The sequence below is a fragment of the Burkholderia sp. AU16741 genome, assembly GCF_002223345.1.
Taxonomy (GTDB): Bacteria; Pseudomonadota; Gammaproteobacteria; order Burkholderiales; family Burkholderiaceae; genus Burkholderia; species Burkholderia sola.
In genome coordinates, this window is record NZ_NKEZ01000008.1 from 611,470 (window position 1) to 635,920 (window position 24,451).

The 24,451-nt window shown below is 70.1% G+C and carries 17 protein-coding genes and 1 pseudogene; 9 read left to right on the plus strand and 9 right to left on the minus strand.

Features of this window, described 5'->3' with window-relative positions; genetic code table 11:
• The first annotated feature begins 11 nt into the window (after nt 1-11).
• Nucleotides 12-1,796: a nitrite/sulfite reductase gene (locus CFB89_RS23260; RefSeq protein ID WP_089470580.1), complete on the plus strand. Its 1,785-nt coding sequence runs from the start codon at nt 12-14 to the stop codon at nt 1,794-1,796.
• Nucleotides 1,793-2,230 (plus strand): DUF934 domain-containing protein, encoded by a 438-nt coding sequence (locus CFB89_RS23265; RefSeq protein WP_089469919.1) that lies wholly within the window; start codon nt 1,793-1,795, stop codon nt 2,228-2,230. Before CFB89_RS23260 ends, CFB89_RS23265 begins: the two co-directional genes overlap by 4 nt.
• 82 nt (nt 2,231-2,312) lie before the next feature.
• On the opposite strand, the gene CFB89_RS23270 is transcribed toward CFB89_RS23265, so the two are convergent.
• The 7 genes from CFB89_RS23270 to CFB89_RS23305 all read right to left on the minus strand — a co-directional run bounded on the left by CFB89_RS23270 (nt 2,313) and on the right by CFB89_RS23305 (nt 15,783).
• Nucleotides 2,313-3,593: a virulence factor family protein gene (locus tag CFB89_RS23270; protein ID WP_089469920.1), complete on the minus strand. Its 1,281-nt coding sequence runs from the start codon at nt 3,591-3,593 to the stop codon at nt 2,313-2,315.
• Complete coding sequence (gene mprF, locus CFB89_RS23275) at nt 3,590-6,184, minus strand: bifunctional lysylphosphatidylglycerol flippase/synthetase MprF (RefSeq protein WP_089469921.1); 2,595 nt, start codon at nt 6,182-6,184, stop codon at nt 3,590-3,592. Before mprF ends, CFB89_RS23270 begins: the two co-directional genes overlap by 4 nt.
• 450 nt (nt 6,185-6,634) lie before the next feature.
• A complete protein-coding gene (locus tag CFB89_RS23285) occupies nt 6,635-7,069 on the minus strand; it encodes a hypothetical protein (protein WP_089469922.1) in 435 nt (144 codons plus the stop codon).
• 207 nt (nt 7,070-7,276) lie between these two features.
• Complete coding sequence (locus CFB89_RS23290) at nt 7,277-11,464, minus strand: bifunctional nitrate reductase/sulfite reductase flavoprotein subunit alpha (RefSeq protein WP_089469923.1); 4,188 nt, start codon at nt 11,462-11,464, stop codon at nt 7,277-7,279.
• A gap of 16 nt (nt 11,465-11,480) precedes the next feature.
• On the minus strand, nt 11,481-11,825 hold the full coding sequence (gene nirD / locus CFB89_RS23295) for a nitrite reductase small subunit NirD (protein ID WP_089469924.1): 345 nt from the start codon (nt 11,823-11,825) through the stop codon (nt 11,481-11,483).
• A 37-nt stretch (nt 11,826-11,862) separates the two neighbouring features.
• Nucleotides 11,863-14,436 carry a nitrite reductase large subunit NirB gene (gene nirB / locus CFB89_RS23300; RefSeq protein ID WP_089469925.1) on the minus strand — a complete coding sequence of 858 codons (2,574 nt, stop codon included), beginning with the start codon at nt 14,434-14,436 and terminating at the stop codon, nt 11,863-11,865.
• Between the two features lie 21 nt (nt 14,437-14,457).
• Entirely contained in the window at nt 14,458-15,783 is a 1,326-nt protein-coding gene (locus CFB89_RS23305; protein ID WP_089469926.1) for an MFS transporter, read from the minus strand.
• A 661-nt stretch (nt 15,784-16,444) separates the two neighbouring features.
• Here CFB89_RS23305 and cobA point away from each other — a divergent pair.
• The 7 genes and pseudogenes from cobA to CFB89_RS23345 all read left to right on the plus strand — a co-directional run bounded on the left by cobA (nt 16,445) and on the right by CFB89_RS23345 (nt 22,433).
• The gene (gene cobA, locus CFB89_RS23315) at nt 16,445-17,206 is read left to right on the plus strand and encodes a uroporphyrinogen-III C-methyltransferase (protein ID WP_089470581.1); all 762 of its coding nucleotides are present in this window, start codon (nt 16,445-16,447) and stop codon (nt 17,204-17,206) included.
• Nucleotides 17,207-17,326: 120 nt separating this feature from the next.
• Nucleotides 17,327-17,920 (plus strand): ANTAR domain-containing response regulator, encoded by a 594-nt coding sequence (locus CFB89_RS23320; RefSeq protein ID WP_089469928.1) that lies wholly within the window; start codon nt 17,327-17,329, stop codon nt 17,918-17,920.
• A 5-nt stretch (nt 17,921-17,925) separates the two neighbouring features.
• Complete coding sequence (locus tag CFB89_RS23325; RefSeq protein WP_089469929.1) at nt 17,926-18,978, plus strand: CmpA/NrtA family ABC transporter substrate-binding protein; 1,053 nt, start codon at nt 17,926-17,928, stop codon at nt 18,976-18,978.
• Nucleotides 18,979-19,119: 141 nt separating this feature from the next.
• Nucleotides 19,120-19,719 carry a uracil-DNA glycosylase family protein gene (locus CFB89_RS23330; RefSeq protein WP_089469930.1) on the plus strand — a complete coding sequence of 200 codons (600 nt, stop codon included), beginning with the start codon at nt 19,120-19,122 and terminating at the stop codon, nt 19,717-19,719.
• 61 nt (nt 19,720-19,780) lie between these two features.
• Nucleotides 19,781-20,557: pseudogene (locus tag CFB89_RS23335) on the plus strand (YkgJ family cysteine cluster protein).
• A gap of 119 nt (nt 20,558-20,676) precedes the next feature.
• On the plus strand, nt 20,677-21,618 hold the full coding sequence (locus CFB89_RS23340) for a helix-turn-helix transcriptional regulator (RefSeq protein ID WP_089470582.1): 942 nt from the start codon (nt 20,677-20,679) through the stop codon (nt 21,616-21,618).
• Between the two features lie 116 nt (nt 21,619-21,734).
• Nucleotides 21,735-22,433: a fumarylacetoacetate hydrolase family protein gene (locus tag CFB89_RS23345; protein ID WP_089469931.1), complete on the plus strand. Its 699-nt coding sequence runs from the start codon at nt 21,735-21,737 to the stop codon at nt 22,431-22,433.
• A gap of 61 nt (nt 22,434-22,494) precedes the next feature.
• Here CFB89_RS23345 and CFB89_RS23350 read toward each other — a convergent pair whose 3' ends face one another.
• Both CFB89_RS23350 and CFB89_RS23355 read right to left on the minus strand, forming a co-directional pair.
• The gene (locus tag CFB89_RS23350; RefSeq protein WP_089470583.1) at nt 22,495-23,034 is read right to left on the minus strand and encodes a DUF4303 domain-containing protein; all 540 of its coding nucleotides are present in this window, start codon (nt 23,032-23,034) and stop codon (nt 22,495-22,497) included.
• A 126-nt stretch (nt 23,035-23,160) separates the two neighbouring features.
• Nucleotides 23,161-24,372, minus strand: a complete 1,212-nt coding sequence (locus tag CFB89_RS23355) for an MFS transporter (protein ID WP_089469932.1) — start codon at nt 24,370-24,372, stop codon at nt 23,161-23,163.
• Between the last annotated feature and the right edge of the window lie 79 nt (nt 24,373-24,451).

Genomic DNA, 24,451 nt, shown 5'->3' on the forward strand with positions numbered 1-24,451 from the left:
CGTATCACGTCATGTATCGATATACCGATTTCGACCGGGCGCTCGTGCACAGCCGCGCCGCCCAGTTCCGCGACCAGCTGGAACGCTGGCAGCAAGGCACCCTCGGCGAGGACGCGTTCCGGCCGCTGCGCCTGCAGAACGGCTGGTACGTGCAGCGCCACGCGCCGATGCTGCGCGTCGCGGTGCCGTACGGCGAGCTGTCGAGCGCGCAGCTTCGCATGCTCGCGCGGATCGCGCGCGACTACGACGTCCCCGACGACCCCACCTATCGCGCCGCGTGCGACGCGCAGGCGTTGCTCGGCACGTTGCGCCTGCCGACCCGCACCGCGCACTTCACGACGCGCACCAATGTCCAATTCAACTGGATTCCGCTTGCGAAGGCCGCCGACGTGATGGACCTGCTCGCGACCGTGGACATGCACGGCATCCAGACGAGCGGCAACTGCATCCGCAACATTTCGTGCGACGAACGCGCGGGCGTCGCGCCGGACGAGATCGCCGATCCGCGCCCGTTCGCCGAAGTGATGCGCCAGTGGACGACGCTGCACCCCGAATTCGCGTTCCTGCCGCGCAAGTTCAAGATCGCGCTCACGGGCGCGACCGCAGACCGCGCGGCGACCGACTGGCACGACGTCGGGCTGAAGCTCGTGCGCGACGAAGCTGGCGCACTCGGCTTTCGCGTGAGCGTGGGCGGCGGGATGGGCCGCACGCCGACGATCGCGACGCTGCTGCGCGCATTCCTGCCGTGGCAGCACGTGATGAACTACATCGAGGCGATCGTCCGCGTGTACAACCGCTACGGGCGGCGCGACAACAAGTACAAGGCGCGGATCAAGATCCTCGTGAAGACCGAAGGGCAGCGCTACATCGACGACGTCGAGGAGGAGTTCCGCCAGATCGTCGTCCACGACGGCGGCCCGCACACGATCCCGCAGGCCGAATTCGATCGCGTCGCCGCGTCGTTCGTCCCGCCGCGGTTGAAACCGCGCACGCTCGACCTCGCGGACGCGAACGCACGCTTGTCCGCGCAGGCGAGCCGTCATCCGGCGTTCGCCCGCTGGCTCGCCCGCAATGTCGCCGATCATCGCGACCCGGCGCTGCGCATCGTCACGCTGTCGTTCAAGCGCCGCCTGCAGGCGCCCGGCGACGCATCGCCGGACCAGCTCGATGCGCTCGCCGATCTCGCCGACCGCTTCTCGGCCGGCGAGGCGCGCGTCACGCACACGCAGAACGTCGTGCTGCCGTGGGTACACGTCGACGACCTGTTCCTGCTGTGGGAAAACGCGCGCGCGATCGGCCTCGCGAGCGCGAACGTCGGGCTGCTGACCGACATGATCGCGTGCCCGGGCGGCGATTTCTGCGCGCTCGCGAACGCCCGCTCGATTCCGGTCGCCGACGCGATCGCCGAGCGCTTCGACGATCTCGACCTGCTGCACGACATCGGCGACATCGACCTGCACATCAGCGGCTGCATCAACTCGTGCGGCCATCATCACAGCGGCCACCTCGGCATCCTCGGCGTCGACAAGGACGGCGCGGAGTGGTACCAGGTCACGCTCGGCGGGTCGGACGGCTCGATCGCGAGCGGCCCCGCGCGGCCGGGCAAGGTGATCGGCCCGTCGTTTTCGGCGGACGAAATCGTCGATGTCGTCGACGCGCTCGTCCATGCGTATCTCGACGTGCGCATCGACGCGAACGGCCGCTGCGAACGATTCATCGACACGGTGCGCCGCGTCGGCGCGGAGCCGTTCAAGGCCGCCGCGAACGCCGCGCGTCATCAGGAAGAACCCGCATGAACCACGAGACCGCGAACGCAAACGAACGCATCCGGCTGCTGACGCCGGCCGAACATGCCGACGACACCGAGCGGCACGGCACGACGACGCTGACGATCGGCAACGACGAGGAACTGCCGCCGCTCGCCGCGCGCATCGCGCAGGCCGAGCGCATCGACCTGCAGTTTCCGTCGTTCACCGACGGCCGCGCCTACAGCCAGGCCTACCTGCTGCGCAAGCGCTACGGCTTCGCCGGCGACTTGCGCGCGACCGGCGACGTCCTGGTCGACCAGTTGCTGTTGATGGAACGCACGGGATTTTCGAGCGCGGTGCTCGGCGACGACACCGATCTCGCGGCCGCACGGCGGCAGCTCGACCGGTTTCCGGGCTTCTATCAGCGCGATGCGAGAACGACCATGCCGCCGCAGGACGCGGCAGCGCAGCCCGGAAAATGAAACGGGCGGCTCGCTGGCCGCCCGTACGATGAACCGGAAGCAAACCGGCCGGCGCCCGCCGTCACGCGGGCGCCACCGGCGTTCAGCGCGCCGCCGCCGGCTTGCCGAACCCGCCGAGGATCTTCTTCTCCAACGCGATGTAATCGCGGCCGAAGTGGTGATCTCCCTGCGTCCTGATCACGTCGGCGCCCGTGTTCGCGAGCGCCGGGCACATCGTTTCCTTCTCTTCCGCGCCATAGAAGCACTGCACGAGCGACGGCGGCACCTTCGCGATTTCCGGCGCGACCTTCAGCGCACTGTCGCTCGCGGGCATGCCGAGCCAGCCCGTCACGCGGATCTGGAAATCGGCCGACGGCGCGAAGCCGAGCAGCGACATCACCGCGACCTTGTCGCGCAGGTCGGCCGGCAGCCGGTTGTACGCGAACGGCATCACGTCGGCGCCGAACGAGTAGCCGACCAGCGCCACGCGGCTCGCATGCCAGCGCGCCATGTAGGTGCGCATCACGCGGGCCAGATCGCGGCTCACCTGCGCGGGCGGCTTCTCGCTCCAGAAGTAACGCAGCGCGTCGATGCCGACCACCGATACGCCGTCGCGCTGCAGCGCTTCGGCGATCGTCTTGTCGAGATCGCGCCAGCCGCCGTCGCCCGAGATCACGATCGCGAGCCGGTCGCTGCCGCCCTTGGCCGGCAGCTCGACGAGCGGCAGGTCCGACACGTCGAGCTCGTCGCTGCTGCTGGTGTCGCGCAAGTGCGACGTGACGAGCGAGACGAGCTTCTCGGTGTCGCCCGCGGCAGCCGTTTCGACGAAACCCGGCATCGCGCGGCGCACGATCGTCGGGTCGGGCGGGCACGGCTTGAAGCGCGGATCGAGCTTCGTGGCCGGGCCGACCGCGACGACGCCGGCGATCGTGTTCTCCGGCGCCATCGACAGGATCTGCTTCGCGATCGCGCCGCCCTGGCCCACACCCGCGACGATCGGCGTGAAATAGCGCGACGACTGCGCAAGACGTTCGAGCTGATGGCTGACCGCCTCGGCGTCGCCGTCGAGGTGGTGGCAGGCCTCCTGCTTCGCGGCGAGATTCGCCGCGTAACGCCCGGAATCGACGCCGACCGTCATCGCACCGGCTTTCGCGAGCGCGTCGGCCGCCTGCTGATCGGCGGCATGCCAGCCGGCCTCGCGCGAGAACAGCACGACGAAACCGCGCAGCGGCCCGCTCGGCTTGGTCACGGTCACGGGCCCATAGCGGCCGCCCGATACGGTTTCGGCTTTCACCGTGGCCGGCTGCGCGGCGCACGCGGCGCCGGCCAGCATCATTCCCGCGCAGGCGGCTACCGCCCGCGCGATTCCCTTCTTCGACATCATGAACGCCGACCTCCAGCCAGCAATGACAGATCCGCGAGCGTGACGAACACGCCGACCGAGCCCGAGGCCGCGAGATAACGCGGCTCCCAGTGCGGTTCGAACTTGCTCTTGAAAGCGCGCAAGCCGCGGAAGTTGTAGAAGCGGCCGCCGAAGCGCCAGACCATCAGGCCGAGCCGGTGGAACGGCGACGGCATCTTCGCCGCGCCCATCCCCGAGAACGGCGCGATGCCCAGGCTCAGCTTGCGGAACCCCGCTTTCTTCAGATGCAGCGCGAGCTGCGTAAACAGATACTCCATCGCGTACGGCGACGCGTCCGGCAGATGGCGCATCACGCCGACCGTCGCCTCGGTGTTGAGGTCGGTCGTCATGAACGTGACGAACGCGATCGGCTTGTCGGCCTGCCGCACCAGCATCACCGACTGCGTCGACAGATAGCCGTCGTGGAACGCAGCCACCGAGAAACTCTTCTCGCGCGCATCGCGGCTGTCGAGCCAGCCGTCGGAGATGTCGCGCAACGCCGGCAGCGCGGCCTGCACGTCGCCCGGCGCGATGACCTCGACCGTCAACGCATCCTTGTCGCCGCGGCGCAGCGCGTAGCGCAGGTGCGAACGGTTCGATCCCTTCAGGTCGAACTGGTCGAGCGCGATGTGCGCTTCCTCGCCCAGCTTCATCAGCGTGAGCCCCGCGTCGAGATACAGCGGCAACGCATTCGCGCGCACCTGGTAGAACGCGGCGCGGCCGCTGTGCGCGTGCGCGAGCGCGATGAACTTGCTGATCAGCGCCGGCCACTCTTCACGCGGGCCGACCGGGTCGTGCAGCGCGGCCCACGTGCGGCCGTTCTTCGCGTACATCAGGAACGCGCGGCGCGATTCGGAAAACAGGAACGACTTGTCGCCCATCAGCGCGAGGCCCGCGTCGCTGCATTCCTGCGCGCGGATGATCTGCTCCGCGTCGATCAGGTCCTGCTCGGCGGGCTTCACGAAACGCCCGGGCGCCGGGCGCAGCAATTGCCACAGCGCGAACAGCGCGACGAACACGCCGGCGGCGAGCGTCGCGCGCAGCGCACGCGGCGCGCGCGCATCGAACGAGAAATGCGACCACAGATCGCGCGTATAAGGCACGTCGCGGAACGCGAAGAACAGCACCCACACGGCCAGCATCAGCACCATCGCCACCGACACGAACCAGCTGACGGTGAAGCGCTCGGCGAGCAGCGACGAATGACGGTTGAACCGGCGGCGGCTGACGAGCAGCAGCACGAGCAGCGTGCCGAGCACGCCTGCCTCGACGAACGCGAGGCCCTTGGCCAGCGACAGCGCGAGGCTCGCGAGCGTCAAGGCGAACGTCATCCACCACGCGCCGTCGAGCCGGCGCAGCAGCCCGCGCGCGACGAACAGCAGCGCGACGCCGAGCACGCTGCAGATCACCTGCGAACCTTCGAGCACCCACAGCGGCACGATGTGGCGCAGGATCGCGATGCGATGCCAGAACGCGGGCGTCGCGCTCGAGATCACCAGCATCCCGCCGACCGCGAACGTCACGAGGCTCAGGAACACCGGCGCCAGTTGCGACACGCGCACGGCCTGCCGCGTCACGAGCCGGCGCCGCAGCGCGCGGCCCTCGAAGCCGGCCAGCAGGCCGGCCGACAGCACGAGCGGCACGCCGAAGTAGATCGCGCGATACGCGATCAGCGCGGCGACCATCGCGTGCGCGGGCACTTCGCGACCGAGCGTGAAAACCATCGCCGCTTCGAACACGCCGATCCCGCCCGGCGTATGGCCGATCATCCCGAGCAGCAAGGCGGCCGCGTAGACGGTGATGAAGGTCGGGAAGCCGACCGGCGCCGCCGGCAGCAATACCCACAGCGTCAGGCCCGCGGCGACGACGTCGAGCACCGCATAGAAGACCTGCGCGACGAGATCGCGCCGCGCCGGCACGTCGAACGACAGCCATTTGAAACGCGTGACGACCGGGCGCGCGGTATTGCCGCACAGCACGACCAGCGCCGCGAGCGCGACGAGCAGTGCCGCGCCCGTCCACGTGAGCACGCCGGGCGCGACGTGCAACATCGCGGCGAGCGCCTCCGGCACGCAGACCATGCCGACCGCGGTCATCAACACCATCGCGAGCGCCAGCGTGCCGCTCGTGAACACCGTCATCCGGCCGATCTGGGCGGGCGTGACGCCCGACACGCCGTACACGCGAGCGCGCACCGCCCCGCCCGTCAACGCGCCGAAGCCGGTCGCGTTGCCGAGCGCGGAACCGGCAATCGCGCCGATCCACAGCGCGACGCGCGGCACCTTGGCCGCGACATAGCGCAGGCCGACCGCATCGCGGGCGACGAGCGCGAGATAGCTGAGGGCCGTCGCGGCCAGCGACGCGCCCCATTCGCCGGCGGACATGTAACGCAATTGGCGGATCACCGACCGGTAGTCGACGGATTCCGACAGATGCTGGAAAACCACGATCAGCAGCAGGCCGATGCCGAGCGCGAGCAGCGGCGACAGCACGCGCTCATGGCGGATCAGCGCCCGGGCACGGGCGATCACCGCCTCGGCACGGCCGGGCGAACCAGGGTGGCGGGAAGACATAACGTGTTCAGTGGTGGTGCATAGCGTGTCGCGGCGCGGATTGGCCGGGCGGCGACAAAAATCTCGTTGTTCTCCTCGGGCGGCCGGCCATCGGGAAGGCTGGGGCGCCGGGATCAGAACTTACGAGTATAAGGAACTTATATTACAAAATCTTTCACACGGGCATTGTGCGGTTTTGTGGCACGTTTGCCGCGCGTCCGTGGCCGGTCGCGTGCCCACCTCGCATCAAAATGCGTGCGGCGGACACGCGCAAGGTGCGCATCATACCGGGAACCGCGGTGGTTTTTTCATCAGATGAATGACTTGCGATGCATTTGGGAGGAATCTGCCGCGCCGAGCCCGGCCGGCGAGGACGGAAACGCGACGGCCCGGCACGTTTCGGAATGGCGGCGGGTCGATTCGGTGCGCCTCTCCCGGCGCACCACGCGTATGGAAATTCGCTGCCGCGCGTCACTTCGCGCGCTCATGCTCCCCCAACCCGATCGCCTTGTAGTCATAGGTCGGGTAGAACTCCGTCCGGTACGCGCCCCAGGCCGTATCCTCGAGCACGCGGTTGACCTCGCGCAACCGCGACGCCGGCAGCCGCAGCACGACGATCTGCCCGATTCCCATCGTCACGGTCCAGCTCACCACCTCGACGCCCGGCGGCGGAAACGCCTTGTAGAACCCCTGCTTCGCGAGTTGCGCATTCAGCTCGGCAAGCGGGCGCGACTGGTCGTGCTTCAGGAATACGGTCAGCAGCACCGCGTTGTCGGGCGTCGCAGCGGCCGAACCTGCCGGCGCCGTCGACGTCTGGCCGATCGCCGGTGCGCTGGAAACCGCGGCGACCGCCAACGCGGCGGCAATCGCGAACGTTCGAATCGGAAAATGCGGGAAGACGGTCATCACGCGACTCCATGGCTTCGTTGGGGAGCCGACATCATGCGCCGCCGGACCCATTGCTGCAGCGAGCGGCCGATGCGGTTCCGACGCGCCCGAGCGGCTGGCGTTTCCGCTCGAAGCGTTCATGCGCGCCCAGCAGGCGCACGCACGGGAGCGCCTGCAGTCGACCTGCCAGCGAAACTGGCGGACAACCGTGCGCCGCTCGCACGCTCAATACACGTCGCGCATGTACCGCCGCGCCTTCGAAAGCCGCGCGACGTAGTCGTTCGCGGCTTCGTCCGACATGCCGCCGTGCTCGGCGACGACCGCCTTCAGCGCCGTATCGACGTCCTTCGCCATGCGCGCGGCGTCGCCGCACACGTAGAAGTGCGCGCCTTCCTCCAGCCATGCGAACAGCTCGGCGCCCTGCTCGCGCATCCGGTCCTGCACGTAGACCTTGTCGGCCTGATCGCGCGAGAACGCGAGATCGAGCCGCGTGAGGAACCCGCTGTCGCGCATCGCGCTCAGTTCGTCGCCGTAGTAGAAGTCGGTCTGCGCGTGCTGCTCGCCGAAGAACAGCCAGTTGCGCCCGCGCGCGCCGCGCGCCTGCCGCTCGTGCAGGAAGCCGCGGAACGGCGCGACGCCGGTGCCCGGGCCGACCATCACGATCGGCACGTCGCCGTTCACCGGCGGCCGGAAATGCGCGGACTTCTGCACGAACACGGGCACGCGGCCGTCGTCCGCGCGATCGGCGAGGAACGTCGACGCGACGCCTTTGCGCGCGCGCCGCCCGTTGTGATAACGCACGGCCGACACGGTCAGGTGAATCTCGCCCGCGTGCGCGCTCGGGCTCGACGCGATCGAATAGAGGCGCGGCTGCAGGCGCTTGAGCATGCCGACCAGCTCCGCGCCCGACAGCTCGACCGGGTATTCGTGCAGCACGTCCGCCAGTTGTTGCCCCCACAACCATTGCTTGAGGTCGGCCTTGCGATCGTCGCCGAGCAGCGACTTCAGCGCGCCGTTCGCGCTGCGCGACGCGATGAAGGCCAGCGTGTCCGGATGCGGGCGCGTGATGTCGAAGTGGCGCGCGAGCGCGTCGCCGAGCCGGATATCGCCGACGCCCGGCACCGACACGGGCGCATCGGCCTTCAGCGCGGTGACGGACAGCAGCTCGTCGACCAGCTCCGGACAGTTGGTCGGCCACACGCCGAGCGCGTCGCCGGTTTCGTATTCGAGGTTCGCGTCCTGGGTCGACAGCGATACGTAGCGCGTGTCCTTCGCGGCGCCCGGCCGGTTCAGCCGCAGGTTCGCGACGAGCTTCGACGGCGCCGGATGCGCTTTCGTCGGCAGCAGCCCCGACGGGCTCATCCCGCCGGACGGCACCGCGTGCAGCGCGGCATCGGCCTCCTTGATCCGCGCGACGACGCGCTCGAGCCACTGATCGGCATCGTGCTGGAATTCGACGTCGCAATCGACGCGCGCACAGAGGCGCGCCGCGCCGAGCTCCGCGAGCCGCGCGTCGAGCCGGCGGCCGTGGCCGCAGAACTGGTCGTAGTTGCGGTCGCCGAACGCGAGCACCGCGAAATGCACGCCGTCGAGGCGTGCGGCGCTGCCGGCCTGCAACGCGTCCCAGAACTCGCTGCCGTTGTCGGGTGCATCGCCGTCGCCGAACGTGCTCGTCATCAGCAGCACGTATTGCGCACCGGCCAGCGATGCAACCGGATAGTCGGACATGCACGCGGTGCGGATCTCGAAGCCCGCGTTCATCAGCTTCGTCGCGTAATCCTCGGTCAACGATTCGATGTTGCCGGTCTGCGACGCCCACAACAACGTGACCTTCGGGCGCGGGCGCACGATGCGCACGCCGCCGGCCGCGGCGGCGTCGGCCGGCAGCGCCGGCGCGGCACGCTCGGCGGCGTGCGCGGGCAGCGAGCGGCTGAACAGCCCCGCGAGCATGCCGTCGAGCCAGAACCGCACGGGCGGCGTCAACGGCGCGCCGGCCGGCAGCACGGGCACGCCGCCGTCGCGACGGCCGGCGCTCGCCTTCAGCCCGCTGACGAGGCCGGCCACGTACAGCCGCTCGGTGTCGGTCAGCGGCGGCGGCGCGAAATCGGCGACGCCCAGCGCGGCCGCGAAAGTGTCGATGTCTGCCATGTCGGGTTCCTGTGAAGCAGTGGCCTGCACCGTCGCCGGCGCGGGCCGCGCATCGTCGGCGCCTGCATCGGGTTGCGCGGTGTCGTCGTCGGCGTGCGCGAATGCATCGGCTTCGACGCGCGTGAGCGCGACCGCGCAGTATTTCAGTTCGGGTTGCTGCGATTCCGCGTCGATCGCGTCGTTCGTCACCGCGTTGATGCACAGGTCGTCGCCGTACACGTCGTTCCAGTGCATCGGCGCGAAGCAGTTGCCGCGCCGCACGCGGTCCGTCACGACGGCCGGCAACACCGCGCGGCCGCGCGCCGAACGAATCTCGACGCTGTCCTTCGCGGCGATGCCGAGCGCGCTCGCATCGTCCGGGTGCAGCTCGACGAACGGGCGCGGGTTGAGCTTGTTCAGCATCGCGACCTTGCCCGTCTTCGTCATCGTGTGCCACTGATGCTGCAGCCGCCCGGTGTTCAGCACGATCGGGAACGTGTCGTCGGGCAGCTCGGCCGGATCGACGTGCGGCCGCGCGAAAAAGCGCGCCTTGCCCGACGGCGTCGGGAACGCGATGCGCGGCGCGTCGCCGCCGTCGGCTGCCGTGCGCGGCGGCTGGCTCACGCCGTCGTTCAGGTAGCGGATCGGGTGCCGCTCGCGCGCGGCGCCCGGCGCGACCGGCCATTGCACGGGCCCGTCGCGCAGCGCCGCGTGGCTCGCGCCGCGCAGGTCGTAGCCGGTCGCCGGATTCGAGAAACGCACGATCTCGTCGAACACGTCGGCCGCCGACGCATAGTCGAATGCATCGCCGAAACCCATCGCGCGCGCGACTTCCGCGATGATGCGCCAGTCGGGCAGCGCATCGCCGGGCGGCGCGACCGCCGCGCGCATCAGCGTCATGTTGCGCTCGGAATTGATCATCACGCCGTCGCCCTCGGCCCACAGCGCGCCGGGCAGCAGGATGTCCGCGTAGCGGTTGGTCTCGGTGTCGAGGAATGCGTCCTGCGCGATCACGAGTTCCGCGGCTTGCAGCCCGGCGATCACGTTGCGCCGGTTCGGCACGGTCGCGACCGGGTTCGTGCAGACGATCCAGCACGCCTTGATGTCCCCGGCCGCCATCCGCTCGAACAGGTCGACCGTGCCGTTGCCGGTGTCCTTGCGCAGCGTGCCGGCCGGCACGCGCCACAGGTTCTCGACGAAGCGGCGATCGTCGTCGGATGCCACCGAGCGCTGGCCCGGCAACCCCGGCCCCATGTAGCCCATCTCGCGTCCGCCCATCGCGTTCGGCTGGCCGGTCAGCGAGAACGGCCCGCTGCCCGGGCGGCAGATCGCGCCGGTCGCGAGATGCAGATTGCAGATCGCGTTGGTGTTCCATACGCCGTGCGTGCTCTGGTTGAGCCCCATCGTCCAGCAGCTCATCCATTCCTGTGCGTCGCCGATCCATTGCGCGGCCGTGCGGAGGTCGGCTTCGGCCAGCCCCGTGATCTCCGCGACGCGCTCGGGCGTGTAGTCGGCAAGGAACGCGGGCATCGCGTCCCAGCCTTCGGTGTACGTATCGATGAACGCGGCATCGGTGCGCCCGTTCGCGTGCAGCAGGTGCAGCAGCCCGTTGGTCAGCGCGAGATCGGTGCCCGGCCGAATCTGCAGGAACAGGTCGGCCTTGTCGGCGGTGCCGGTGCGGCGCGGATCGACGACGATCAGCTTCGCGCCGGCCTTCACGCGATCCATCATCCGCAGGAACAGGATCGGATGACAGTCGGCCATGTTCGCGCCGATCACGAAGAACAGGTTCGCGCGATCGAAATCCTGGTACGACCCGGGCGGCCCGTCCGCGCCGAGCGACTGCTTGTAGCCGGTGCTCGCGCTCGCCATGCACAGGCGCGAGTTCGACTCGATGTTGTTGGTGCCGACGAAGCCCTTCGCGAGCTTGTTGACGAGGTATTGCGCCTCGATCGACATCTGCCCCGACACGTAGAACGACAGCGCATCGGGCCCGTGCGTATCGAGCACCGCGCGCAGCCGCCGCGCGGTCTCGGCGATCGCGTCGCGCGCCGGCAGCGGCACGAGGTCGTCCTCGCGGGCGCGCCGCACGAACGCACGGTCGAGCCGCCCCGAGCGGCGCAGCGCGACGTGCGCGGACGAACCCTTCGTGCACAGCCGCCCGAAGTTGGTCGGATGGTCGGCGTCGCCGGACACCTTGACGACTTCGCCGTCCTCGACGTGCAACACCATCCCGCAGCCGACGCCGCAGTACGGGCACACGCTCTTGACGGGGGTGGCGGTCATGCGTGCTCCGGGGCGTTCAGGCTGCGATCCATACGAAGCCGTCCTCGACCCGCGACGGATACGCGCTCACCGACTGCTCGGGCGCTTCCAGGCATTCGCCGGTGCGCAGGTCGAAGTGCTGCTTGTACAACGGCGATGCAACGACGACGCGCTCGCCGAGGCTGCCGATCAGCCCGCGCGACATCACGGCGGCCTGCGACACGGGATCGACGTTGTCGATCGCGAACACGCCGCCGTCGGCGTGCGCGACGTGAAACACCGCGACCTGCTCGCCGTTGACGAGCGCACACACGCCGGTGTTCGGCACGATGTCGTCGAGCGGGCACACGCGGGTCCAGAACAGCGGAAGACGATCGTTCATGATGGGCTCCTTTAAAAGATGCGGGTGTCGGTCGGGGTCAAACGGTCGCGGGTTCGGCGACGACCGGAATCGCCACGGGCTTGCCGCCCGTGCGCTCGCCGGGCGTCGCGGGCCGGATCTGGCCGCGCGTCTCGACGAATTCGATGGTCGTGTCCGGCGCGTCGCTGTTCACGAAGTGGCGGAAGCGCTTGCGCGTGTCGGGATCGGTGACGGCGCGCTTCCATTCGCACTCGTAGGTGTCGACCACGTGCTGCATGTCGGCCTCGAGCTCGGCCGCGATCGCGAGCTTGTCGTGCACGACGACGTCGACCAGGTAGTCGAGGCCGCCTTCGAGGTTGTCGCGCCACACGCTGGTGCGCTGCAGCCGGTCGGCCGTGCGCACGTAGAACATCAGGAAGCGGTCGATGTAGCGGATCAGCGTGTCGCGATCGAGATCGGACGCGAGCAGTTCCGCGTGGCGCGGCTTCATCCCGCCGTTGCCGCACACGTACAGGTTCCAGCCCTTCTCGGTCGCGATGATGCCGACGTCCTTGCCCTGCGCTTCCGCGCACTCGCGTGTGCAGCCGGACACGCCGAACTTGATCTTGTGCGGCGCGCGCAGCCCCTTGTAGCGATTCTCCAGGGCGATCGCGAGGCCGACCGAATCGTCGACGCCGTAGCGGCACCACGTCGAGCCGACGCACGACTTCACAGTGCGCAGCGCCTTGCCGTACGCGTGCCCCGATTCGAAACCGGCGGCGATCAGCTCCTCCCAGATCGACGGCAGTTGCTCGACGCGCGCGCCGAACAGGTCGACGCGCTGGCCGCCGGTGATCTTCGTGTACAGGCCGTATTTTTTCGCGACCTGGCCGACCGCGATCAGCCCTTCCGGCGTGACTTCGCCGCCCGGCATGCGCGGCACCACCGAATACGTGCCGTCGCGCTGGATGTTCGCAAGGTAATAGTCGTTCGAATCCTGCAGGCCCGCGTGCTCCTTCTTCAGCACGAACTCGTTGAAGCACGACGCGAGGATGCCCGCGACGGCCGGCTTGCACACGTCGCAGCCGAGCCCGCGGCCGTGCTTGTGCAGCAGTGCGTCGAACGTCGTGATGCGCTCGACGCGGATCAGGTGGAACAGCTCCTGGCGCGAATACGGGAAGTGCTCGCACAGATGATTGTTGACCGCGAGGCCCTGCTTCTTCATCTCGGCCTTCATGATCTGCGTGACGAGCGGCACGCAGCCGCCGCACGACGTGCCGGCGCCCGTGCAGGTCTTCAGTGCGCCGAGGCTCGTCGCGCCGTCGGCCACCGCCGCGCAGATCTGCGACTTCGACACGTTGTTGCACGAGCAGATCTGCGCGTCTTCCGGCAGCGCATCGACGCCGATCGCCGGTTTCGCCGCGCCGTCCGACGACGGCAGGATCAGGAATTCCGGCGACTCGGGCAGCTCGATCCGGTTCAGCATCATCTGCAGCAGCGTGCCGTATTCGGCCGCATCGCCGACCATCACCGCGCCGTGCAGGAACTTGCCGCAGTCGGACACCACGAGCTTCTTGTAGACCTGGCGGCGCTCGTCCGCGTACTGGTAGGTGCGGCTGCCGGCCGTCGTGCCGTGCGCGTCGCCGATGCTCGCGACGTCGACGCCCATCAGCTTCAGCTTGGTGCTCATGTCGGCGCCGGCGAACGCGGCGTCCGCCGCTTCGTCGGCGTCGCCCGCGAGTTGTTTCGCGACCACGCGCGCCATGTCGTAGCCGGGCGCGACGAGGCCGTACACCATGCCGTTCCAGGCCGCGCATTCGCCGATCGCGTAGATGTCGGCGTCGCTCGTGCGGCACGCGTCGTCGATCGCGACGCCGCCGCGCGGGCCGATCTCGAGCCCGCACGCGCGGGCCAGTTCGTCCCGCGGCCGGATGCCGGCCGAGAACACGATCATGTCGGTGTCGAGATGCGAGCCGTCGGCGAACGCCATCCGGTGCGCGCCTTCGTCGCCGTCGACGATCTCGAGCGTGTTCTTGCCGGTATGCACGGTCACGCCGAGCGCCTCGATCTTCGCGCGCAGCATCCGGCCGCCGCCGTCGTCGACCTGCACGGCCATCAGGCGCGGCGCGAATTCGACCACGTGCGTGTCGAGCCCCATGTCGCGCAACGCCTTCGCGCATTCGAGGCCGAGCAGCCCGCCGCCGATCACGACGCCGCGCTTCGCGTGCGCGCCGCACGCCTGCATCGCTTCGAGATCCTCGATCGTCCGGTACACGAAGCAGCCCGCGCGATCGCGGCCCGGCACCGGCGGCACGAACGGACGCGAGCCGGTGGCGAGCACCAGCTTGTCGTATGCGAGCGTTTCGCCCGACGCGAGCGTGACCGTGTGCGCGGCGCGGTCGATCGATGCGACCGGCGCGTTCAGGCGCAGGTCGAATTGCGGATGGCGCTCGAAGAAGCCGGGTTCGACGAGCGACAGGTCGTCCGCCGACTTGCCCGCGAAAAATTCCGACAGATGCACGCGATCGTAGGCCGGGCGCGGCTCCTCGCCGAGCACCGTGACCTGCGGCGCGCCGGCCGCGCCGGCTTGCGCCGCGACGCATTCGAGGAGCTTGTGGCCGACCATGCCGTGGCCGATGACGATGAGTTTCATGGTGACGGTTCCTTCGGTCGATCAGTTCGCGGCGCCGGCGGCGGCCAGTGCGCGATCGCGCAGCTCCGCTTCGCGCGCCTTGTGTTCTTCGCTGAAGCGCACGGCCATCGCGCACAACGCGGTTGCGGTCACGACAAGGCCGAGCAGGCTCAGCGTGTGCTGCACGTCGCCGACACCCTTCAGCAGGAAAGCCGCGGCGACCGCGCCGACGTTGCCGCCCGCGCCGACGATCCCCGCGACGCCGCCGAGCGCCTTGCGGTCGATGAACGGCACGAGCGCATACGTCGCGCCGCACGCCATGTGCGTGAAGAGGCCGAAGGTCAGCATCGCGACGAGCGCGACGCCGATGCCTTGCGCATGCGAGAACCAGATCAGCCCGAGCCCTTCGCCGATGATCAGCGCGCACAGCAGCGCCGCGCGCACGTCGAGGCTGCGCCGCGCGGCGATCTTGTCGGACAGCCAGCCGCCGAGCGCGCGGGCGAACAGCGCGAGCAGCCCGAACATCCCGACCGCGAAGCCGGCGTCCTTCAGCGACAGCTTGAAGTGATCGACGTAGTACAGCGCGGCGATGTTGTGGATGAACACCTCGACGCCGAAGCATGCGCCGTACGTGACGAACAGCATCCACACGCGGTAGTTGCCGCAGGCCGCGAAGAAGCTCGCCCAGCCGCCCTTCTTGCCGCTGTCGACCGTCACGCCCTGCTGGCGCAGCGCGACGAAATCGCCTTGCGGGCAGTCCTGCGTGAAGCGCCAGTACGCCCACGCCATCACGAGCATCGCCACGCCCGGCACGACCAGCGCGATGCGCCACGAGGAATCCTCGCCGAAGCCGAGCATCAGGCCGGCGGCGACGAGCAGCGGCATCAGCGCCTGCGTCGCGCCCGCGCCGGCATTGCCCCAGCCGGCCGTCGTCGCATTCGCGGTGCCGACCACGTTCGGCGCGAACATCACCGACGTGTGGTACTGCGTGATCACGAAGCCCGCGCCGATCGCGCCGATGCCGAGGCGGCAGATCAGGAACCACAGGTAGTCGTGCGTAAACGACACCGCGAACACGGGGATCGCGCCGAGCAGCAGCAGCCCGGCATAGACGCGGCGCGGGCCGAAGCGGTCGCACAGCGGACCGACCAGCAGCCGCACGGCGATCGTCGCGGCCACCGCGGCGATGTTGATGTTCGCGACTTGCGCCGCCGTCAGATGGAATTCGCGCGCGATCAGCGGCATCAGCGGCGCGCACGCGAACCACGCGAAGAAGCATACGAAGAACGCCATCCACGTCAGATGGAACGCGCGCATCGGCGCGGTGCGGAGGCTGAAGAGATCGATACGGGTAGCTTTGTCGGTCATGTCGTCCGCCCAAACGAAAAACGGCGTCCTGCGCACCGGGTCTCGTCGAGACCCGATGCGTAGGACGCCGTTGCCCATGAAGCCCGTTGCCGGGCGCTTCGGTATTCGGTACTGCGGACGGATCGCCATTGATCCGCCCGAACGAGCTAACGCAAGCGACGTGCCATGTGGGCGTCAATCGCGCCGCGAGCCCCACCGTACAAGGCGCGCCGGGCATCGGGCACGTCGCCGCGGTGCGCTGCGCGCTCTCCGTCGCGATGCACCGAGGCACAGATGTGGTGCGCTGCAGCACTGTCGCCGTGCGACATCGCGGTGCGCGCGGGCGGCGCACGATGCACGCCGATGCGGCATCGCGACTGCTCGCGCATGGCGAGCACAGGCACGCTCGCGGCCATCGCGCGGTGCGTCGCGGCACACGACGGGCCGCGCGTCGCGCCGGTTGGCCCGGATATTGCTGAACGGCATGCATCACCGGCAACGGCGCCGGTGGGCAGTCCCCGCAAAACCCTGCCCGCCCTTCAAGGCGGGCCCGACAGGACAACGGCGTCCCCCCCGTGCACGGCACGGCCGGATGCCGGTGCGTTTCGACCGCCCGCCGCCGCCGAGCAACAACGCGACATCAGACCGCCGCAGCGATGCGATGCGGCACAGGATTACGACAATGACGACAGGCAAAGTCACGCTGCTGGGCGCCGGCCCCGGCGACCCCGATCTCCTCACGCTGAAGGCGGTGAAGGCGCTGGCCGCCGCCGACGTGCTGCTGCTCGACGATCTCGTCGCGCCCGGCATCGTCGAACTCGCGCCGCAGGCGCGCGTGATCCGCGTCGGCAAGCGCGGCGGCTGCCGCTCCACGCCGCAGGCGTTCATCGAGAAGCTGATGCGCCGCTACGCGCTGCGCGGCGCACACGTGGTGCGCGTGAAAGGCGGCGACGCGCTGCTGTTCGGGCGCGCCGGCGAAGAACTCGCGACGCTGCGCGCGGCCGCGATTCCGGTCGAGATCGTCAACGGCATCTCGTCGGGATTCGCCGCCGCCGCGAGCCTCGGCATCTCGCTCACGCACCGCGAGCACTGCCAGGGCGTCACGTTCGTCACCGCGCACCGCCAGGACCATGGCGAACCCGACTGGGCACGGCTCGCGGCGACCGGCACCACGCTCGCGATCTACATGGGGATGAGCCGCGTCGACCGCATCGCGGCGGGCCTGCTCGCCGCGCTTCCCGCTTCGACGCCGGCAGCAGCCGTGCAATGGGCCGGCACGCCCGACGAGCGCCGCTGGACCGGCACGCTGGGCACGCTCGCGCGCGGCATCGACGCCGCGCGGCTCGGCAGCCCGGCCGTGATCCTCGTCGGCGGCGCGATCGGCGAAGCGGCCGCGCAGGACGCGGACGCGGCAACCGATGCGACACTCGCGCGGGCCGCCTGACATGCGCGGCATCGTGCGGCGTCAGCCGCTCCCCATTTCCTTCCGCCCCGGCCGTGCATGCGGCCCGCATGCGTCGTTCGCCGGTTGTACCGACGCGTCACCGCCCCTGTTGCCCGCCTCATGAGTGCGTCCGCCCCCACCCGCCTGCGCGTGCTGCTCGTCACCGATACCGACAAGCCGATCGGCGAGCTCGGCGACGCGCTCGCGCGCCTCGGCTACGAGATGCTGAACGACGTCGCGACGCCCGCGCGGCTGCCGGCGGCCGTCGAGGAGCAACGCCCGGACGTCGTGATCATCGACACCGATTCGCCGTCGCGCGACACGCTCGAGCAGCTCGCGGTCATGCATGCGACCGCGCCGCGCCCCGTGCTGATGTTCAGCCACGACGCCGATCAGGAACTGATCCGCGCGGCGGTCGGCGCGGGCGTCAGCGCGTATCTCGTCGAAGGGTTGTCGGCCGAGCGCCTCGCGCCGATTCTCGAAGTCGCGCTCGCGCGCTTCTCGCACGACGATGCGCTGCGCCGCCGGCTGGCCGACGTCGAGCGCGAACTCGAGGAACGCAAGCTGATCGACCGCGCGAAACGCGTGCTGATGGACCAGCGCAAGCTGTCCGAACACGACGCCTATGCGGCGCTGCGCAAGCGTGCGATGGATCACGGCCTGCGCATCGTCGACGTCGCGCGACAATTGCTCGACGCGCCACCCCAGTCATGAGTGCCATGCATACCTCTCTCCCCGCCGCGCCGGAACGCGCGCATCTTCGCCTCGGGTTCGTCGCGCTCAGCGACGCGGCCCCGCTGATCGTCGCGCAGCGCCTGAACCTCGGCGCGCGTCATGGCCTCACGCTCGAATTGAGCCGCCAGCCGTCGTGGGCGGCCGTGCGCGACAAGCTGCTGACCGGCGAACTCGACGCCGCGCACGCGCTGTACGGGCTCGTCTGCGGGCTGCAGCTCGGCATCGGCGGCCCGCAGGCCGACATGGCCGCGCTGATGGTGCTGAACCGCAACGGCCAGGCGATCACGTTGTCGCGCGGCCTCGCCGACGCTTACCGCGAAACCGGCAGCGTGCGCACCGCGTTCGCGACGCTCGGCCGCAAGCCGCTGCTCGCGCAGACCTTTCCGACCGGCACGCATGCGATGTGGCTGAACGCGTGGCTCGCGTCGCACGGCGTCGATCCGCTGCGCGACGTGCGCAGCGTCGTGATTCCGCCGCCCGAGATGGTCGCGGCGCTCGCGGGCGGCGAGCTCGACGGCTTCTGCGCGGGCGAGCCGTGGCACGCGGTGGCCGAAGCGTGCGGCGCGGGCCGCACCGTGGCGGTCACGAGCGAGGTCTGGCCCGATCATCCGGAGAAGGTGCTCGCGACCCGGCGCGATTTCGTCGCGCTGTATCCGGCCACCGCCCGCGCGCTGATCCGCACGCTCGTCGACGCATGCGCGTGGCTCGACAGCGCCGCGCACCGCCGCGAGGCGGCCGACTGGCTCGCGTCGCCCGACGCGCTCGGCGTGCCGGCCCGGTTGATCGCACCGCGCCTGCTCGGCGACTACGGCGCGGGTCCGTTCGCGACGCCGCCGCTGCCGATCCGCTTTCACGACGGCGGCGCGGTGAACCGGCCCGACCCGCGCGAGGGCCAGTGGTTCCTGTCGCAATACCGGCGCTGGGGCATGCTCGGCGGCTCGCACGACGACGCAGGCATCGCCGCGGCGATCGCGCAGACCGCGTTGTATGATGCTGCGGTCGCCGAAGGCGGCGCGGCGGGTCTGTCGCTGGCGTAGCGCGCAGGCGTAGGGCGCGCCGCGCAGTGCAGCCGGTGCGCGCCGGCGCCACGCCGAGCCGGCGGCCCTTCCGCTGCCCGCGCTTGCCGCTCGTGCCGCTCGTGCGACAGCACCTTGCCACTCCATCCCCGCTCCGAATCGATGCCGAAACGAACGCGCGCGCCGCTCGACGTGCTGCTCACCGAAATCCGCGCGTGCCGTGCTTGCGAAGCCGACCTGCCGCTCGGCCCGCGCCCGGTCGTGCGTGCGCATCGCGCCGCACGCATCCTGATCGTCGGCCAGGCGCCGGGCGCGCGCGTCCACGCGAGCGGCATCCCGTGGGACGACGCGAGCGGCAAGCGGCTGCGCGACTGGCTCGGCGTCGACGCCGAAAGCTTCTACGACGAGACGCGCTTCGCGATCGTGCCGATGGGCTTCTGCTACCCGGGCCGCGGCGCGAGCGGCGACAACCCGCCGCGCCCCGAATGCGCGCCGCTGTGGCTCGACCGGCTGCTGGCCGAACTGCCGTCGATCCGGCTCACGCTGCTGATCGGCCAGTACGCGCAGCGGCATTTCCTGCGCGACACGCGCAAGGCGACGCTGACCGACACCGTGCAGGCCTGGCGCGACTACGGCCCGGCGATCCTGCCGCTGCCGCATCCGTCGCCGCGCAACCAGGCATGGTTCAAGCACCATCCGTGGTTCGACGCCGACGTCGTGCCCGAGCTGCGGCGCCGGATCGCGCCGCTGGTCGCCCGGTAAACGCCACCACGGCCATGCCGCGACGCTTCGCAACATCCCTGTTATCGGTATCGAATCGAGCATGAACGACACCCCAACCGATATCGACTTTGCCTGCAACGGCTGCGGCGGATGCTGCCGCGACTGCGCATTCCGCTGACGATCGACGAAGCCATTGCGTGGCTGCAGCGCGGCGGCCACGTGGAGCTGCTGTGCGACGCGATGCCGTGGCTCGTCGAGCCCGAACCCGACAACGCGTTCGCCGCGCGTGCGCTCGACCGCCGCGGCGAGCGGCTCGCTGCCCGTCCGCATCACGATCATGCTCACCGCGACCCATGCCGGACCGTGCCCTAACCTGCTCGACGACCTGCGTTGCGCGATCTACGACGAGCGCCCGCTCGTGTGCCGGATCTATCCGGCCGAAGTCAATCCGTTCGTGCCGCTGGTGCCGGGCGGCAAGCAATGCACGCCCGACGCGTGGCAGCAGACACCGTTCGTCCGCGGCGGCACGATCGTCGACGCGAATACCCGCGAGAACATCGCGCGCTCGCGTGCAGCGAGCGAAGCCGAGACGCCGCTGCGGGCACGGCTTTGCGCGGCCTTGGGGATCGATACGGCGGCAGTTGCCAACGAAGGGTTCGCGATCCATGCGCCGCCGGCCGCCACGCTGCTCGCGGCGCTGACGGCGCTGCGCGCGGCGGAGCCGGCACCGTCCGGCGCCGACGACGCCATCGCGTGGACGCTGGTGTCGAACCGTACGTCGACGGTGGATGCGCTCGTGTCGGTCGGCGCGACCAGTCAGCGTGCAGGTAGCCGCAGCCCGCACGCCCGTTATCTCGGCTTCCACCCGGACGAATGATCGCCGCGCGCCGCGCCGCGGGCGGCAGCGGGCGAAGCCGCGCGGCCGCACGGATCGCCGTCGCGCCCGGTTCGCTGTACCATCGCGGCTCAACCGCGTCACGAACAGCACAATCCTTCATGCCCTCCACCGCCCCGCCGCGCCTGTACGGGATGCCCGAACGCAGCGACCGGCTCGACTTCTACATCCGCGACCAGGCGTCGCGCCAGGCGATCACCGAGCCGCACCGGCACGCGTATTTCCAGATCCAGTTCAACCTCGGCGGCGACACCGAGCAGCGCATCGGCGGCGTCACGCGGCCGTTTCCGCGCGGCGCGCTCGCGTTCGTGCTGCCGCACCGCGAGCACCTGATTCCGCACCCGGAAGGCGCGCATTTCATCGTGATCAACTTCAGCCAGGCGTTCCTGCGCGCCGATCTCGACGTCGATCCGCTCGATCTCGAGGACGTGCCCGCGCACCGCTTCCCCGAACTCACGCCGTTCCGCTTCCAGGAGCATCTCGATTTCATCCTGACCGGCGATACGTACGACGAAGCGCGCCGCCTCGCGCTGTGCATGCTCGACGCCGATCGCGTGCGCACGTTCGGCTCGACCACGCTGCTGCGCGGCTACCTGCTGCAACTGATCGGGCTCGTCTGCACGCAGTACGCGGGCGCGCTCGACAAGCTCGCGCAGCGCGGCGCCCAGCGCGCCGGCCGGCGCGACGCGCTGGCCCGCGTGCTGCGCCACGTGCGCGCGAACCTGACCCGCGAGGACCTGACGCTCGCCGCCACCGCCGAAGCCGCGTTTCTGTCGCCGAACTACCTCGCGCACCTGGTGCGCAAGGAAACCGGCAGCACCTTCACCGATCTCGTGACCGAGCGCCGGATCGCGCTCGCGCAGTCGCTGCTGGCCCATACCAGCCGGCGCATCGCGGACATCGCCCGCTCGGTCGGCTTCCGCGACGAAGGCTATTTCGCACGGCGCTTCCGTGCGCGGGTCGGCGTGTCGCCGAAGGCGTACCGCGACGCCAACGCCGCGCTGCCCGCCGCCGACGACGCGCAGCCGGCCGCCGACGCGTAGTTTTGTCCCGGTAAAGCGCAGTTGCGTCGCATCCGCGCGCACGCGCGTCGGGTATCGTTGCACGCATGCCGGCCGCTGCGCCGGCCATCCGTCTTCCTACCGAACGAGGCCCTCCGATGTCCGCCTATGTCATCGACGCCGCCGAGCGTCCCTCCGTCGAAGTCGAACAGTCGTCCGCGCGCTTTCCGGTGCGCCGCGTCTTCTGCGTCGGCCGCAACTACGCCGACCATGCCCGCGAAATGGGCGCCGACCCCGACCGCGAACCGCCGTTCTTCTTCGCGAAGCCGGCCGACGCGATCGTTCCGGCCAGCGGCACGGTCGCCTATCCGCCGCTGACGAACGATCTCCATCATGAAATCGAGCTGGTCGTCGCGATCGGCAAGGACGGCCGGTCGATCGACCCGGCCGACGCGCTGTCGCACGTGTGGGGCTACGGCGTCGGCGTCGACCTCACGCGCCGCGACCTGCAGGCCGAAGCGAAGAAGCTGAGCCGGCCGTGGGACTGGGCGAAGGGCTTCGACGCGTCGGGCCCCGTGACCGCGCTGCGCCCCGTGACGGCCACCGGCCACCCGGCGACCGGCGGCATCTGGCTCGCGGTCAACGGCGACACGCGCCAGCAAGGCGACCTCGCCGACATGATCTGGCCCGTGCCCGACGTCATCGCGTACGTGTCGCGGTCGGTCGAGCTGAAGGCCGGCGACCTGATCTTCACCGGCACGCCGGCCGGCGTCGGCGCGCTGCAGCCGGGCGATCGCGTGACGGGGGGCGTCGACGGCGTCGCGACGTTCGAATTCGTGGTCGGCGCGAAGCCGTAACGCGGCATGTGGGGCGGCCGCCTGCCAGGGGCCGCCGCGCGGGATGGGATCCCGATGACGGTCAGTCGTAGCGGCGCAGGAACGCGTCGGCGACGGCCGGCGGATTCAGCGCTTTCGCCGACGCGTTTTCCAGCGCCTCGGCCGCATCGTCGTCGCTGATCGACACGAACAGCGTGATGGCCGCCCGGTCGTCGCCCGTACCGAACACGCCGTCGCGATCGAGCAGCCGCAATGCCTCGATCATGTCGGTGTGCAGTTGCCGGGAAAATTCCGCGAATCGCGACCGGACGAACTGCGGGCTCAGCACTTCGTCGGCCAGCCTGCCGCAGATCGCGTTGAACGGGGACGCCTCGGCCGCCTCGTAGGCCCATTCGGACACGCCCCACACGAACCACGGATCGTCGTCCGCAACCGCCTGTTGCGCGCGGATCCGGCCCAGCCCTTCGACCGAATTGGCGGCCGGCACCACCGTCATCGCGCCGCTGTCGGTGTACAACGCAAACGCGTAGAAATGCTCGTCCGGGTGCAACGCCCGCAACGCCCTGAAGGTCGCCTTCGCGGCATCGGCAATGTCCCGCTGGAAATCAGAAAAGTCGCTCATCGCATCCTCGTCCAGTCGCCCTTCGCGCTCGTCGGGACGCGCGGCGCGCGGATCGTGCGTCGTCTCCCGGCATGCGGCGGATTGTCCGTCATTCGGCCGCGCGCCGGTACCGGGGCGCACCCGCGCTCACCGCCCGGCGTCCTGCCCGTCGAACGCCCGCACACACACGGCGGCCGCCAGCGCGATCGCCGCCGACAGCAGCATCATCGCGAGCGGCAGGCAGCCTGCGTTGCGCGGGGTCAGCAGCGCGCCCGTCAACGACGACAGCGCGGCGCCGCCGCCGATCGTCATCGCGCCGGCCAGCCCCGACGCGCTGCCCGCCAGCTCCGGGCGCACCGACACCGCGCCCGCATGGGCGCCGGGATTGCTCAGTCCGTTGCCGATGCCGACCAGCACGCACGGCCCGAACCACGCAAGCGCGTGCGTCGCGCCGCCGAACATCAGCGCAAGCCCGATCAGCGGGCCCGCACACGCCACGACTCGCCCGCCCAGGATCGTCGTAGCCGGCGCATGGCGGCGTGCGACCCGCGCGGCCAGAAAGCTGCCGCCCACGAAACCGGCCGTGATCGTCCCCATATAGAAGCCGATCTCGGCCGGCGCGATGCCGAACCGCGTCTTCGCGGCGAGCGGTGCGCCGGCCAGGAACGCATAGAACGCGCCCGTCGAAAATGCCATGCACAGCGCATAGGCCCAGAAACGGCGCGCACGCAGCAACGCCGGATACGCACGAAGCTGCTGCGCGAAGCTCGACGGCCGGCGCGTATGGGTTTCGACGAGATCGAGCGCGCACCACGCGAACAGCGCGATGCCGACCGCGCCCAGCAACCAGAAGCTCGCGCGCCAGCCGGCCGTCTGGTCGAGCACGCCGCCGAGCGTCGGGCCGAGCATCGGCGCGAACGCGGCGGCCATCGCCGCATAGCCGATCCGGCTTGCCGCACGCGCGCCGCCGCCGGTGTCGCGGATCGCCGCCATCGACACCGGATACACCGACGTGATCGCCGCCTGCATCAGCCGGCAGCCGCGAAACACGCGGATATCGGTCGCCATCGCGCAACCCAGCGAACCGAGCGCGAATATCGCGACGCTCGTCAGCACGATAGGCCGCCGCCCAAAGCGGTCGGACAGCGGTCCCGTCACGCATTCGAGCGACGCGGCCACCGCCGCATACCCGCCGAGCGACAGCGCGACGAGCGCATAGTCGGTGTGCAGGTCGCGCACGATTGCCGGCAGCGACGGCAGGAACAGGCTCAGCGGCAGCACCGACAACGCGCACAGCAGGATCAGCGTGGCGTATCGCGGCGACGCCGGGTCGGAAACGGTCGACGGGTTCGATGGCAAGCGGACGCCCTCCCGCGCACCGGCCGCACGGCCGTGCGCAACACAAAAAAAAGCCCCCGAACGAGTCGGGGGCGCATGG